The 14823-nt window shown below is 67.4% G+C and carries 11 protein-coding genes and 1 pseudogene; 4 read left to right on the top strand and 8 right to left on the bottom strand.

What is annotated here, in order from left to right; translation table 11 throughout:
- The 5 genes and pseudogenes from AUR65_RS20290 to glpA form a co-directional block, all read right to left on the bottom strand.
- Positions 1-576, bottom strand: a pseudogene (locus tag AUR65_RS20290) (hypothetical protein); the annotation flags it as partial.
- A gap of 3 nt (positions 577-579) precedes the next feature.
- Positions 580-2112, bottom strand: a complete 1533-nt coding sequence (gene glpK / locus AUR65_RS14650; protein WP_058567559.1) for a glycerol kinase GlpK — start codon at positions 2110-2112, stop codon at positions 580-582.
- Between the two features lie 362 nt (positions 2113-2474).
- The gene (locus tag AUR65_RS14645) at positions 2475-3785 is read right to left on the bottom strand and encodes an anaerobic glycerol-3-phosphate dehydrogenase subunit C (RefSeq protein WP_058567558.1); all 1311 of its coding nucleotides are present in this window, start codon (positions 3783-3785) and stop codon (positions 2475-2477) included.
- Positions 3782-5050, bottom strand: coding sequence for a glycerol-3-phosphate dehydrogenase subunit GlpB (gene glpB, locus AUR65_RS14640; protein ID WP_058567569.1), 1269 nt, complete (start codon positions 5048-5050; stop codon positions 3782-3784). The genes AUR65_RS14645 and glpB overlap by 4 nt, the downstream gene beginning before the upstream one ends.
- Entirely contained in the window at positions 5037-6824 is a 1788-nt protein-coding gene (gene glpA / locus AUR65_RS14635; RefSeq protein WP_058567557.1) for an anaerobic glycerol-3-phosphate dehydrogenase subunit GlpA, read from the bottom strand. The genes glpB and glpA overlap by 14 nt, the downstream gene beginning before the upstream one ends.
- 357 nt (positions 6825-7181) lie before the next feature.
- Between glpA and AUR65_RS14630 the strand changes: the two genes are divergently transcribed.
- Both AUR65_RS14630 and AUR65_RS14625 read left to right on the top strand, forming a co-directional pair.
- The gene (locus AUR65_RS14630; RefSeq protein WP_058567556.1) at positions 7182-8393 is read left to right on the top strand and encodes a Cdc6/Cdc18 family protein; all 1212 of its coding nucleotides are present in this window, start codon (positions 7182-7184) and stop codon (positions 8391-8393) included.
- 93 nt (positions 8394-8486) lie between these two features.
- Positions 8487-9167 (top strand): phosphoglycolate phosphatase, encoded by a 681-nt coding sequence (locus AUR65_RS14625; RefSeq protein WP_058567555.1) that lies wholly within the window; start codon positions 8487-8489, stop codon positions 9165-9167.
- Between the two features lie 28 nt (positions 9168-9195).
- Here the strand turns inward: AUR65_RS14625 and AUR65_RS14620 are convergent, their stop codons facing one another.
- Positions 9196-9384: an HEWD family protein gene (locus tag AUR65_RS14620; protein ID WP_058567554.1), complete on the bottom strand. Its 189-nt coding sequence runs from the start codon at positions 9382-9384 to the stop codon at positions 9196-9198.
- A 187-nt stretch (positions 9385-9571) separates the two neighbouring features.
- Between AUR65_RS14620 and AUR65_RS14615 the strand changes: the two genes are divergently transcribed.
- Positions 9572-10126, top strand: a complete 555-nt coding sequence (locus tag AUR65_RS14615; RefSeq protein WP_058567553.1) for a class I SAM-dependent methyltransferase — start codon at positions 9572-9574, stop codon at positions 10124-10126.
- 171 nt (positions 10127-10297) lie between these two features.
- Positions 10298-10453 carry a rubrerythrin-like domain-containing protein gene (locus tag AUR65_RS14610; RefSeq protein WP_103429266.1) on the top strand — a complete coding sequence of 52 codons (156 nt, stop codon included), beginning with the start codon at positions 10298-10300 and terminating at the stop codon, positions 10451-10453.
- Positions 10454-10555: 102 nt separating this feature from the next.
- Here the strand turns inward: AUR65_RS14610 and AUR65_RS14605 are convergent, their stop codons facing one another.
- Together AUR65_RS14605 and AUR65_RS14600 are read right to left on the bottom strand one after the other, a co-directional pair.
- Positions 10556-11524: a DUF368 domain-containing protein gene (locus AUR65_RS14605; protein WP_058567552.1), complete on the bottom strand. Its 969-nt coding sequence runs from the start codon at positions 11522-11524 to the stop codon at positions 10556-10558.
- A 119-nt stretch (positions 11525-11643) separates the two neighbouring features.
- The gene (locus AUR65_RS14600; RefSeq protein WP_058567551.1) at positions 11644-14778 is read right to left on the bottom strand and encodes an oligosaccharyl transferase, archaeosortase A system-associated; all 3135 of its coding nucleotides are present in this window, start codon (positions 14776-14778) and stop codon (positions 11644-11646) included.
- Positions 14779-14823: the final 45 nt, after the last annotated feature.

Raw genomic sequence — 14823 nt, 5'->3', positions numbered from 1 at the left:
CGTACCCTTCTCGAACGGCGTCATGTCGAGGTAGCCGTCACCGGCGGGCGAGCCGATGAGCGGGTAGTCGAACGCAAGCCGGGCGATGAGCGCCGTCGTCATGACCGACAGCGCGACGCCGTCGAGCGGGAGGCCGATGCCGCTGGAGATGCGGGCGATGAGCAGGCCGAGCACGCCGAAGACGCCGCCGATGGCGAGCACGTCGGGCCGGGTCCCGAACGCGTGCAGGATGTTCTTGCCTTCGACGTCGAACTCGGCGTTCTTGCCGGCGTAGGCGCTGGCCGCGACGCCGGCCGCGAACACGATGTGCGGGCCGACGAACGGGCCGAACCCGATGCTACCGGTGATACCCGTACCGAGTTCGCCGGCGGTGACGAGGTCCGCGCCTTCCAACTGTCGGATGACCGTCCCCGCCGTCTCCCCGAGGAGCACGACGAAGCCGGTGAAGACGAACGAGGGGAGCGCCCCGACGGACGCGCCGAACATCCCGCCCGCGAACGCCGCGAGCAGGAGGACGACGAACCGCTCGGCGCTGACGCCGATGACCGGAATCTGGAGTGCGAATGCTTCGAACACGTGTTACTCCTCCCGCGCCCAGTCGAGCGAGCGGTCGACGGCCTCTTTCCAGCGGCCGTAGCGCGCTTCGACGTTCTGTGGGTCTTTCGGAGCGAACTCGCGGTCGACCTGCCAGTTCTCGCGGAGTTCGTCGAGCGTCTCCCAGTAGCCGACGGCGAGGCCGGCGGCGTAGGCCGCGCCCAGCGCGGTCGTCTCGTCGACCTGCGGGCGGACGATTTCCGTGTCGAGGATGTTCGACTGGAGCTGACAGAGGAAGTTGTTCTTGACCGCGCCGCCGTCGACGCGGAGGCTGGAGAGGTCGATGTCGCTGTCGGACTCCATCGCCTCGGCCACGTCGCGCGTCTGGAACGCGATGGATTCGAGCGTCGCGCGGACGATGTGCTCGCGGCGAGTGCCGCGGGTCATGCCGACGATGGTGCCGCGTGCGCGCTGGTCCCAGTGGGGCGCACCGAGGCCCGTGAACGCGGGGACGAAGTAGACGCCGTCGGTGGACTCGACCGACCGAGCGAGCTTCTCGGACTCGGCGGCGTTGTCGATGAGCGTCATGTCTTCGAGCCACTCGATTGCCGCGCCCGTGATGAAGATGGAGCCTTCGAGGGCGTACTGGACCGGCTCACCGGTGCGCTGGAAGCCGACGGTGGTGAGGAGGCCGTGTTCGGACATGACCGCCTCGTCGCCGGTGTTCATCAGCATGAACGAGCCGGTACCGTAGGTGTTCTTGGCGTCGCCGGCGTCGAAACAGGTCTGGCCGAACAGCGCGGCCTGCTGGTCGCCGAGCGCGCCGGCGACGGGGACTTCCGCGCCGAGGAAGCCGTCCGCGTCGGTCTCGCCGTAGTGGTCGTCGTCGGACGACGGGCGGACCTCGGGGAGGAGTTCGCGCGGGACGTTGAACTCCTCGAGGAGTTCGTCGTCCCACTCCATGTCGTGGATGTTGAACAGCATGGTCCGCGACGCGTTCGTCACGTCCGTGATGTGGTTCCCCGTCAGATTGTAGATGAGCCACGTGTCGATGGTACCGAAGGCGAGTTCGCCGTCGGCGGCGCGGTCTCGGATGTCCTCTGGTCGGGAGCGCTGGAGCTTGATGGGGTCGGAGTTGTCCAGCAGCCACTCGGCTTTCGTCGCGGAGAAGTACGCGTCGGGTTCGAGACCCGTCTTGGCGCGCACGTCGTCGGTCTTGCCGTCCGCCTCGAGCGTCTCGATGCGGTCGGTCGTCCGACGGTCCTGCCAGACGATAGCGTTGTGAATCGGCTGTCCGGTCTCACGGTCCCAGATGAGCGTCGTCTCGCGCTGGTTCGTGATGCCGATGGCTTCCAACTGCTCGGCGTCGAGTCCGGCGCTCGAAAGCGCCGCGTCGATGACCTTCTTCGTATTGTCCCAAATCTCGTTTGCGTCGTGTTCGACCCAACCGGGCTCTGGGTAGATCTGTTCGTGCTTTTCGTAGGCGTTGGCGACCACCTTGCCGTCGTGGTCGAACACCATGAACCGCGTGCCTGTGGTACCCTGGTCGATGGCACCGACGTAAGTTTCTCCTGACATTTCTAACCAACCTCGATACGAACTCTCGGTGTGAGAGTCCTACCACTACAAACGTGTACAAATTATATGATAAATGTTTCTTTACTACTGCCTCGTATGTCGCAGCGACGAAAATCGGCTTAGGAGGCTCCTAAACGCCGAATACGGCGTCTATTATTTCATACGGGCACTTTTTCGGCCGTTTTAATCAACGACAGAATCGGTCGAACAGAACCGCCGCCTCGGCCGAACCGCGGCAAAATACGGCGATTAATAGGCAATAATTTCCTAAATCCCACCGTCGAATCGGCGCGCGCGCCGAGCGCGACGCGTTTGAGTAGTCCGGCGCTCGAACGGACTCGTCCGTCAGCCGTGCGCGCGTGTCAGACCAGCGCCTCTTCGAGGAGTTGGAGCGGGTGTTTGATGTCGTACCCAGTGCCGTGTTCCATCTGCATCGAGCAGGTGGGACACTCGGTCATGCCGACGTTCCCTTGGGCGTGCTCCATGTGGTCGAACATGTCCGCGCCGATCTGCATCGACTTGTCGTACTTCTCTTCCTTCCAGCCGTAGGTGCCGGAGATGCCGGAACAGGAGTCGCCCACGTCCTCGATTTCGACGCCGTCGAGTTGGCGGAACAGTTCGACCGCCTGCCGGTCGAGGCCCTGATTGCGGCCGTGGCACGGCGCGTGGTACGCGAACGATTGGTCCTCGACCGAGGCCTCGCGAACCGCGCCTTCGAGGTCCTCGTGGATGCGGAGGTACTCCAGCGCCTCGTAGGTGTGCGCCGAGAGGTCCTCGATGCCGTCGATGTCGAACAGTTCGGGGTACTCCTGGCGGAGCGACATCGAACAGGAGGTACACGACGCGATGATGTCGTAGCCCTCGGGAATGAGTCCCGCGAAGTTCTCGACGTTGATGCCGGCGGCGCGCTTTGCGTCGTCGAGCATGCCGTTCGCGAACATCGGAGTCCCCGAACAGCGCTGTTTGGGGACGACGACCTCGTAGCCGAACGACTCGAAGAGGCGGACCATCGCCTTGCCCACCTCGGGCGTGTTGTAGTTGGAGTAACACCCGTGGAAGTACGCGACGCGCTTTTCCTCGGAGCGGACCTGCGGGCCGCCGCGTTCGTTCCACCACTCGCGGAACGTCTGGGTGGCGAACTCGGGGAAGTCGCGCTCGGCCGTGATGCCGAGCACCTTCTCGTTTATCCGCTGGACGACCGAGTTGCCCATGACGGCGTTCGCCAGCCGCGGGAACATGCTCCCCAACTGGGCGAGCGTGCCGTAGTTGGCGAGGATGCGGTTGCGGATGTACTCCCGCGAGAGCTTGTCCATCTGCTCGTCGACGTACTCGCCGCGGGCCGTGTTGTGCATCTGGCTGAGCGGGACGCCCGAGGGACAGGCGTCGTCACAGCGCATGCAGTTCGAACACGACATGATGGAGTCGTCGACGGCCTCGTCTTCCTTGCGCTTGAGCCGCCATTGCTCGGGTCCCTGGAACTTCGGCCCGGGGAACTCGTCGTCGACTTCCGCGACCGGGCAGGACACGTCGCAGGCGGTGCACTTGTAACAGTTGTCCGCGCCGGGACGGAGGTCCATGTCGGTGCTGTCGGGGAACACCTCGACGGCCTCGAAGTCGTCTGTCTGTGCGTCGGGGGTCAGCGTCGGGTTGCCTGGGGATTCTGCGTCACTCATCTGGTTGCCTCCTCGCCCGCGAGTCGGCCGGCGACGGCACCCGTCGCCAAGGAGACGCCGCTCGCGGATTTCTCGCGCGCCACGTCAGCACCGCCGACGACGCCGCCCGCGGCGCGCAGGTTCTCGAAGTGCGGTTCGCCGTCTTCACCGGTCGGCCGGAGTTCGTCGTCGGGGACGACGCCGAAGCGCGCGAACGCGTGGTCGCCGAACGCCTCGGGTTCGGACCAGTCGTAGCGGTCCTCGGGGTGCGGAACGTGACAGCCGAAGACGGGCTCTGTGACCGATTCTCGGTCGGAGTCGAGGCCCTTGCCGACGAGGCCGCCCGTCGCGAGGACGACCTGGTCGGCCGAGTAGGGCGTCGGTCGGCTCTTCTGGTCGACGACGACGGTCTCGACGCGGCCGTTTTCGGCCTCGAAATCGACCGCCGGGTTGCCCGCGGAGATGCGGACGCCCGCCTCGTCGAGCGCGTCGAACAGGATGTCCTCCAACTTGAGTCCGAGCAGGCTCGGCGGGCCGGTCGGCACCTCGAAGACGGGGACGCCGAGGCGGTCCGAAAGCTCCGCGCGGACGTCCTCGTCGTGGTCGTCGCCGAGCATCGCCGGGAAGCCGACGCGCGATTCGCCGTCTAACTCGTCGGCGACGGTGTCGGCGAGGACGGAGCGGACCGTGCCGCCGTTCACGTCCTCGTCGCGGTCGAGCGCCTTGGCGAACCGGGTCACTTTCGCGTCGGCGCGGAACCGCTTGGGGAACTCGACGGTGACGCCGCGGGCCGAAAACGGCACGCCGGCGGCCGCGAGGTGGTCGGCCGCGACGGGCGCATCGAAGTCCGTGAGGCCCGCGAAGCCGACCAGAAGCATGTCACCGGGCGAACTGGCGAGGCCGGGAGCGACCGACTCGGGGTACCGGGCGGTCGGTTTCACCGCGCCGCCGTGGGTCATCACGAGCGCGTTCGAGTCGGTGTGGCCGCCGCGGTAGGCGTCGCCGACCGCCTCGTCGAAGATGCGGAGGCCGGCGCGAACGCCGTCCTCACCGACGATGCGGTAGGGGTGTCCGTCCGGGAGCGCGTCGAGGCCGGCGTAGGGGTCCGAGAGGGGACCGTCGCCGCCGGCGTAGCCGAGCACGTCCACGAGGCCGCTGGCCTGCCGGAGCGTGCTCTTCTTGTGGGCGAGCAGGCGCACGCGAGCGCCCGTCTCCGCGGCCGAGAGAGCCGCTGTGCAGGCGGCGATGCCGCCGCCGATGACGAGCACGTCGTCAGTTATCGCCATCGGCACCTCCGAGCGGGTCGTCGCCCGCGCGGTCCGCGGCCTGTTTGCGGCCGCCGTCCGCGACCGCGCCGCCGGACGCGACGCCCGAGGCGTCGTCCTCCGAGGCACCGCCGTCGTCGAAGGCGGCGAAGTCGATGTCGGCGTCGGCCGCCGCGGGGTCTTCGTCGCGGTTCATCGTCGCCGCGTGGAGCATGTGCTTCAGCGCGGACTGGGAGAGTTGCGTGCCCCACATGGCGTGGCGCTCGCCCTTCCAGCGCTCCTGATAGAGGTCGTCGAGAGAGGCGCGGACGGTCGTCTCGTCGTACTCGGGCGCGAGTTCGTTCGCCATTCGATGACAGCAAATCGCGCCCTGACAGTTGCCCATCGAGGCGCGCGTCTGGATGCGCACGGAGTTGAGGTCGGTCCCCGCGGTGTCGAGAGAGTCCTGAATCTCGGCGCGGGTGACGGCCTCGCACTCGCAGACGACCGGGTTGGGGTCGACGCTGTTGAGCACCTCGTCGGCGCGCGAGCCGAGTCGCTGGGCCGACCGGCGGCCGATGGGCGACCGCAGGCCGAAGTCGTCCATGTAGTCGCGGAGGACGGTGAAGTCCTCGCTGCCCGGCAGCGGCACGTCGGCGGTGCGGCACTCGGCCTCCACGTCGAGCTTCTCGCAGACGTGGTCCGAAATCTTCTCGGCCATCATCCGGTAGGTGGTGAGCTTGCCGCCGACGATGCTCGTCATGCCGGGGAGGTCGTCGCGGTCGGCGTGGTCGAGCAGGAAGAACTCGCGGGTGATGTCCGTCGGGTCCTCCGTGCCGGTGCCCGGCGGCTCGTACAGCGGGCGGACGCCCCAGAAGGAGCGAATCGTCCGCGCCTCGGCCAGCATGGGCACGAGCTCCGACAGCGTCTCTATCATCAGGTCGACTTCCCAGCCCTCTTCGGGGTAGTCCTCCGGGTCCTCGACTTCCTCGTCTGTCGTCCCGAGGATGCACGTCGTCTCGTGCGGGACGATGATGTCGGCGTCGCCCTTCGGCCGACAGCGGTTGACGACCGTGTCGACCTGCCGGGTGTTCATGATGGTCATGACGCCCTTCGACGGGCGGACTTCCACGTCGACGCCCGCGAGGTCGCCGATTTGCCCGGCCCACGCGCCCGTCGCGTTGACGACGTAGTCGGCGCGGATTTCCTCGACCTCGCCGGGCTCGCCGTGGACGTACGGGCCGGTGCCGGTCTGGTGAGTGACCTCGACGCCGACGACCTCGCCGCCCTCGACGAGCACGTCCGTGACCTCGGAGTGCGTCTCGATGCGCGCGCCGTGCTCGACGGCGCTCGCGGCGTTCGCCACGCAGAGGCGGAACGGGTCGACCGCGCCGTCGGGGACCTTGATGGCGCGCTTGATGTCCTTCGCGAGGTACGGCTCTATCTCGCGCGCTTCCTCGGCGGACAGCACCTCGGCGGGGATGCCGCACTCGCGACAGCCCTCGAGTTTCTTTTCGAAGTACTCGTCGGAGTCCTCGGGTCGCTGGACGAACAGCCCGCCCGTCATCTCGACGCAGTGGCCGGCGATGCGCCGCAGGACGCGGTTCTCTTCGATACACTCCTTGGCGGACGGCTGGTCGGACACCGCGTACCGACCCCCGCTGTGGAGGAGTCCGTGCATCCGCCCCGTCGTCCCGTGTGTGAGGTTCCCCTTCTCGACGAGGGTCACGTCCAGCCCGCGCATCGCGAGGTCGCGCGCGATGCCCGTGCCGGTCGACCCCCCGCCAATGACGAGGACGCTCGGCGATTTTTTCATCTGTCTTTCGTGAGGTAGGACCGACGGCACTTTATTTTACCTTCACTCGTCTCGCACCCCGTTCGTCTCACGAAGCGGACCACTTCGGTCGTGGGACTGCCATCGTAGCGGCCGTAGAATACCGTAGCTCGGCGTTTCTACGCCGAATCGAAACGACGGCGATAATTCAGAATTATTGTTCCTATTAGTTACGTTTGCTCTGAGAACACCGTCGGTCGCGAACCTCTCAACTGCCTTTGAAGCGGTCCGGACGGGCGATTTCCGTGTTTCGTGTTCTCACTTCACAGGGCGAATGACGGTAGTGGTCGATTTTTACGCGTGCGCCGGATACGGTCAAGCCACGGAACTTTCCACGCCATGCGCCTCGAAGACAGAATCACCAGGCGACGCCGGCGCGGCGGGACGAGACGCCGGCTCGTTCGGGACCTGAACGCGCTCGACCCGACGGCCCACCCCGAGGAGCCGACGGGTCGCGGGCCGACGCTCGAACGCATTCTCGACCACCTCGACCCGGTGTTCGACGGCGACCTGCCGCCCGACGCCCACGTCCACGGGCCGAAGGGCGTCGGGAAGTCGGCGGTCGTCGCGACGCTCTTCGAGCACCTCGCCAGCGCCCTTCCCTCCCAGCAGTCGGTCATCCACACCACCACGCGCACCGCTGGGACGCCGACGACCTCTTTCGCCTACGTCGACTCCCGCGACGCCTCGACCGAGTTCGCGCTCCTCCACGCGGCGCTCGACGCGCTCTGCGACGAGCCGGTGCCGTCGCAGGGCGTCGGCGTCGAAGCGCTCCGCGAACGGCTCACAGCGCGGGTCGCCCACGACGAACACGCGGTCGTCGCCGTCGACCACGTCGGCGAGCCGGAGACCTACCCCGCGGCGACGGCGGTCGAGACGCTCTCGTCGGTGTCGCCGCACGTCTCGGTGCTCACCGTCGGCCGCGAACCCCGGAGCGACGCGGGCGAGGGCGGTGCTGCCGACGGCACGACCGACGCGACCGGCGCTACCGACGCGGCGTCCATCGCCGTCCCGGCCTACGAGCGCCACAGCCTCGTGGACATCCTCGTCGCGCGCGCGTCCGACGGCGTCACCCGCAACGCGCTTCCGCACGAGGCGACGCGCGAGGTGGCCGAGTGGGCCGACGGCGACGCCCACGACGCGCTCTCGGCGCTCTACGGGGCGGCCACTCTCGCCGCCGCCGACGGCGCGGACGCCCTCGACACCGAGTACGTCTGCGCCGGCATCGACGCCGTCCCCGACGACGGCTGTTCGCTCGGGCGCGTGTTCGCGCTCCCCGAGAGCCGCCAGCGCGTCCTCCAGTCGTTCGTCGCGCTCGGCGACGAGGAGACGGCCTCCGTCTCGGCGGCGACCGAGAACATCGCCGCGTCGCCGCGGGTGTCGCTGTCGCCCGCGACCATCCGGCGCGTCCTCTACGAGCTTTCGGACCTCGGTATCGTCCGCCGCGTCTCGGACTGCGACTCCACCGACGGGCCGGGGCGACCGGCGACGCGGCCCATCCCGAACTTCTCGACGCTTGCGTTCCGCGGGCTGGACGACGCCGAGCGCTGAGCCGCGGGAGGTGGCGACCCGCGCGACCCGTCAGACCGCGGCGCGCTTCTCCCCGACCGCTGAATCTTTTTCCCCCGTCTCCCAACTCCGGGTATGGTTCCGCCGCTCGTACTCGACATCGACGGGACGCTCACCGACGCGCAGGGCCACCTCGACCCGCGCGCGTTCGAGGTGCTCCCGACGTGGGACGCGCCCGTCATCCTCGCCACCGGGAAGGCGTTTCCTTACCCGGTCTCGCTGTGTCACTACCTCGGCCTCCCGCAGACGGTCATCGCGGAGAACGGTGGGGTCGTCCTCGCCGACGGCGAGGTGACGTTCACCGGCGACCGCGAGGCCGCGCAGGCCGTCGCCGACGAGTTCGTCGCCCGCGGCGGCGACCTCGGGTGGGACGCCGCAGACACCGCGAACCGCTGGCGCGAGACCGAAATCATCGCCCGCCTCGACGCCGACGAGGCGCTCCTCCGCGAGGTCGCAGACGAGTTCGACCTCGAGGTCATCGACACCGGCTTCGCCTATCACATCAAGACGCCGGGAGTGGAGAAGGGCGTCGGCCTCGAACGCGTCTGCGAGACGATGGACTACGACCCCGAGGAGTTCGTCGCCGTCGGCGACAGCGTCAACGACGCCTCGACGTTCCGGGTCGCCGGTCGCTCGTTCGCCGTCGCCAACGCGGACGACGTGGCCAAGGACGCCGCCGACACGGTGCTCGACCAGTCGTACATGGACGGCACGCTGTCGGTGCTCGAATCGCTCCGAGAAGAAGACGCGACGTAACGTCGCCCGCGCGCAGTTCGTCGGCGTCTCAGGCCGGCTCTTCGAAGGGAGCGAAGCGGCCGTTGATGTCCCACTCGTGGATGCAGTAGGGGCTTCCGACCCGTTTCTCGCCGTCCTCTTCGGCGACGACCCACGTCGCGGCGTCGTCGTCCCAGCGTTCCACCCGACCACAGCGCTCGCAGGCGCGTCGCGTCGGCCGTCGAAGTTGGGGTTCCATACGTGTGAGACTGACTGCCGGGCAAAAAAGCCCATCGCCGTCGGCAGTTTCGCGGCCGCACGGCCGACTGTCCCGACCGTCTCGACCCCCGCCGACGAAACGGACTCTCCGAGTCGGTTGTGCACGAGTCGAACACGTGTCTTCCGGAACCGATGGGACTTACGGGAAGAGGCGCGGAGTGGTTCGCATGGGCTTTCACACCTTCGACGCCGACAGGGCGGCGAAACTCGACGACCCCGCGCGATTCCGATTCGTCTCCCGAGAGGAACTGCTCTCGCACCTCGGCGTCGCGCCCGAGCGAGTCGTCGCCGACCTCGGAAGCGGGACCGGCTTTTTCACCGACGAGGTCGCGCCGCACGTCGGCACGCTCTACGCGGTGGACGTACAGGAGGTCATGCACGACTACTACCGCGAGAAGGGCGCGCCCGACAACGTCGAGTTCGTCACGGCCGACGTGGCGTCCCTCCCGCTCGACGACGACCGCCTCGACGCCGCCTTCTCGACGATGACTTACCACGAGTTCGCCACCGACGACGCGCTCGCGGAACTCGCCCGCGTCGTTCGCCCCGGCGGCACCGTGGTCGTGGTCGATTGGTCCACATCCGGGTCGGGCGAGGACGGCCCGCCGCTCGACGAGCGCTTCGGCCTCGGCGACGCCGTCGAGGCGCTCGAAGCGGTCGGCTTCACCGTCACCCACGGCGAGACCCGACGCGAGACGTTCGTCTGCGTCGCTCGGCGCTGACGCGAACGAGTCTGGTGAGGCGAATCGTCCCTCAGAATTGAACAGTACGACGTGCCGCGGTCGATTCGGTTTCTGTTCGAGTGTCCGCTCGGACGCAGAATATTAACATCCTAGAGTAATTTGGTGAATATCAGGACAACGCTTACGGCGAAAACCATGGTACAAATTACCATGGCATTGCATAACTCAGTAATCGACGACTATCATCCGACGGAGGGGTACTACGAGTGTCGCTCCTGTCGCACGCGGACCGTCAGCGCGACGCACCTGTCGGAATGCCCCGACTGCGGCGGGTCGGTGCGGAACATCGCCGTCGCCCGCGAGTGAGGTCCGTCGCCGCCAGCGCGACGCCGTGATGCGTATCGAGTTCGGACAGCCAACCGACTTCCTTCTCACAGGGTCGTCGTGGACCCGCCCCGACGGTCCCGTTCAGGACTCGATGATGCCCGTGTACCGGTCGACGAGGAGGACCACCGCCGCGCCGACGACCGCCGCCACGGCGAACGCGGCGTAGAGTTCGGTCGTCCACGACAGCCCCGCGTCGACGAGTTCCTCGGTGCTCTTTACGACCGGGGCGCGGAGCGCCCCGACGATGAGGCTCACGAGGAACGCGAGCGTCGCCCGTCGGTGGTGTTCGAGCGCCCAGCGGACGACGTGCGCGATGCTGAACAGGCCGACGACCGCCCCGAGCATGAACGTGACGACGATTGTCCCCGGTTCGATGACGACCGACAGCGGCGCGCCGCCGACGACGTCGATGAGGCTGTCGACGAACGTGTTGAGCGTCGCGGTCATGTACTCGTACTGGCCGAGAATCAACAGGAGGAGCGACCCGGAGACGCCGGGGAGAATCATCGCGCTGACGGCGATGCCGCCGGCGACCGCTATCGCGGGAAGCGAGTGTCCGAACGCGCCGCCGCCCCCGCCGGAGGCGATGAAGGCGACGAGGAAGCCGGCGACGGCGGCCGCGATTTGTCGCGGACCGTCGAGCGACACCTGGGAGTACAGGACGACCGCCGACGCGGCGATGAGTCCGAAGAAGAAGCCGTACGTCGGGACCGGGGCCTCGGTGAGCGCGATGTGGAGCACGCGCATCACGGTCACGATGGCGGTGGCGATACCCGCGCCGAGCGCGACCAAGAAGCCGACGTCGATTTCGCGCATCGCCGCGACCGCGTCATCCCGGCGTCCCGGGACGACGACGCCGAGGGCGCGCTTGATTCGGCCGGGCGTGATGGCCGTCACCGCGCCGATGAGCCGTTCGTAGATGCCCGTGATGAGCGCGATGGTGCCCCCCGAGACGCCGGGGACGGCGTCGGCGGCACCCATACAGACGCCTTTCAGGTAGATGAGAAGCCACGAGAAACGGGAAGTCGCCCCGTCTGAGTTCCTCGACATTTCGTTGTCGAATCCTCTGTCGGGGAGGATATCAGTCCACCGCTCTGCGGACCGCAGCGGGAAAAAGTGACACGTCGAAACGGCGGTCGGCGTTCGGGCCGGTTCCGGCCCGGACGAACTTACGCGGCGACCGAGAGCGCGGCGGCGTCGACCGACGCCGAGGTCGAAGCCGACTCGTTCGTCTGCGTCTCGTTCGAATCGGAGTTCTCCGTCAGGTCGAACTCCTGTTCGTTCCGTTCGAGCGTGACCTGCACGGTGCCGTCTTCGGCACCGTTGACGAGGCCTTCCTCGACGGCGACGTCCTGGGACTGGTAGCTGACGATGGTGTTGTTCCCGGCGAACGTGGTCGGGCCGGTGAACGTGTAACCGCCCGTCGCGCGGACGCTGACGTCCGTGTAGCCGTTGTCGGGCCCGTACTCGTCGTAGCCGGTCGTGGAGTACGGGAGCGTCATCGTGAACTCACCGTCGGCGTCGGTCTGCGCCTGCTGCGTGTAGGTGAAGTTCGTGCCCGTGGTCTGGTCACGCATCTGGACGCGCGCGGTCACCGTCGTGTTGGCCGGGGCACCGCTGCCTTCGACCGTCGCACCGGGGACGCGCTCGAACGTCTTGACCCACGACGGGTTGTTGGGGACGAGCGCCTGCGGCTGGATGCCGTAGGTGTTGCCCTCGCTGACGAGGGAGTTCTGGTACGACCCCGAACGGAGCGCCGAGTTGTTCGAGGACTTCACGAGGCGGTAGTGTTCGAGGGCGGCGACGCGCTCCTCGGGGAACGTGCCGATGCCGCCGATCTGCGAGGTCGGGTCGTTCGCGACGTACTCCTCGGCGGCGCTCATGTTGTCGAACACTCTGACCGCCTGCCCGTCAGACGGCGTCACCTGGAACGTGGTTTCGCCGTCGGCGGACGTGCGTTCTTCCCAGTCGACGACGACGGGCGACGCTTCACGGGCGCTCCCGTGGTACGCGTACAGGCGAACCATCAGGCTCTCGTAGTACCGCTGGTCCTTGAGGCTCGACGCGGCGGCGACGGTCGTCTGTCCCTCCTGTTCCTGCAGGCGGTACATCGTGCTGTAGAAGTCGGACGTGGAGACGTTCGACTCGTCGTAGAAGATGGTCGGCGCGCCGAACTTCGAGCTGGTCGAGGCCATCTGCCAGTCGACCATGACGTAGCGGGTCTCGTTACCCTCCTCGCTCATGTCGGCGAGGACGTCAGCGGCCTGTTCCTCGTTCGGGGCGAGCAGGAAGTTCGCGGCCTCGGTCGCGCCCTGCTGGAACGGGTTAGCGTTCGGGACGCGCTCGCCGAGGACGGTTATCCAGTGACCGTAGTCCCACCACGACATGACGCCGTAGGTCCCCTCGGCGTAGTCGAAGTCGTTCGTCCGCTCGTAGGTTCCGTAGTACTCCATCTCGTTGGATGCGCCGCCGAACTGCCCTTCTTCGGGCGTGCTGTTCTGCATCCACTCGAAGCTGTCCTGCCACTGCGTCACCGTCCCCGGACCGGTCTGGGACGTCTGCAGGGCGTTGCTGCTGGTGCCGGCGTTGCCGAGTTGAATCGGCACGACGAGCACCGGCGTGAGGACGAGAAGCAGGGCGATGGCGACGACAGCGACCGTCCCGTACGACACGTCGTCGAGGCGGTCGGTGCCGGCGAGGTCGATGATACCGAGCGAGAGGACCTCGCGGAGGAGGTACGCGTTCATCACCGCGACCACGACCGCGAGGTAGTAGTTGAAGCGGACCTGCGTGAAGGCGGCCGAGGTGATGATGGCCGCCCAGACGAGCACGAACAGGTGTTGACTCTCGTAGTCGGCCTGCAGCACCGCGCCGACGATGAGCGCGGTCGCGATGGCGAGGCTGACGAGCGAGGAGTCGATACCGAGGACGCCGCCGATGCCGGCCGGGATGGCCGGAATCAAGAAGAGGACGCCGAAGGCGGCGAGACTGCCGGCGACGTAGCCGATTTTCCGGGTGTCGCCGTCGCGGACGAGCGGCTTGCCGACGAGCCAGATGGCTCCGACGAGGCCGGTGAAGAACGTGAAGCCGTACTCGGACATGATGCGCTCGGTGGCGGTCATGCCGCTGTTCTGCAGGACGCTCGCGGCGATGAAGGGCTGTGCCTCGCCGATGGTGCGCGTCGCCGCACCGGCGCTGAAGCCGACGGTGCGGAGGAAGTTGACGCTCACCTGGCGGAAGACGTCGGGGAGGACGACGGCCGTGCCGGCGACGGCGACGAGGCCGAACGCGGCGACCGCGACGGGGTAGCCGCGGTCGTCGACGTCGTTAGACTCCCACCAGCGGGCCAGCGCGGCGAGGAACACCGCGCCCGCGCCGATACCGAAGGAGAAGACTGGCTGGAGGAGACTGAAGTTCGTCACGCTGAACGAGAAGTCGGTCACCGGGACGAACATCAGGAGGCCGGTGACGGCCATCGAGACCGCACCGACGAACGCGACGTGTTCCGGGGACTGCCCGACGACGTAGTCGGCGACCATCTGGAGGACCAGATACAGGCCGAAGATGCCGACCAAGAGGACGCCCGGCGGCCACGCCCACATGTAGAGCGCCATGCCCACGCCCGCGAGTGCGGACCAAATGAGCGTGGCGCGGAGGGCGTCGAAGTCGCGGGCGGCGACGAGTTCCCAGACGGGCTTCTCGCGGTTCGCCACCGTGAGAGCGACCATGATGGCGACGACCGCGAACGCCTGGAAGAACGGCTCGGCGATGTTGTGGTCGGCGAAGCCGACGAGGCCGCGTTGGAGGAACGTCCCGGGGAGTAAGGCGAGCACGACGACCCCGAAGATGCCGCCGAGGCGACCGCCGAGGCGGCGACCGATGAGGAACGTCGGGATGGCGACGAGCGCCCCGAAGACCGCCGGGGCGACGAGCAGCGTCTTGGCGACGAGGTCGGCCGAGGGACTGCCGAGGCCGACGACGAGGGCGGCCGTGGCGATAATCTGGTCGTAAATCGTCCCGAACTGACCGACGCTCGTCCCGAACGGGAAGTACGTCCACGGGTCGAACGGCATCGTCGACGGCCAGTTTTGGACGGTGTACGTCACCTCGCGGAGGTGATACCAGGCGTCGTTTCCGGAGAAGAGGACATCACCGTCCCTGACAAAGTTGCTATACGACCGAAGACGGACGGCCAACATGGCGACCAGTATCACGAGGAGGGCGGGGACGTGATACCAGTCTTTGGCGAGGTCGAGGACCGATTTCGAGTCGTGGTCCTCGATTCGCTCTGTGTCTGCGCTCATCGCTTCGATGGACTGGGAAAACGCGCATAAGCCTTATGATACCGC

This window comes from Haloferax marisrubri (assembly GCF_001469875.2).
Lineage (GTDB): Archaea > Halobacteriota > Halobacteria > Halobacteriales > Haloferacaceae > Haloferax > Haloferax marisrubri.
The sequence above is the reverse complement of the archived record's forward strand: the minus strand, read 5'-3'. Positions and strand labels throughout refer to the sequence as shown.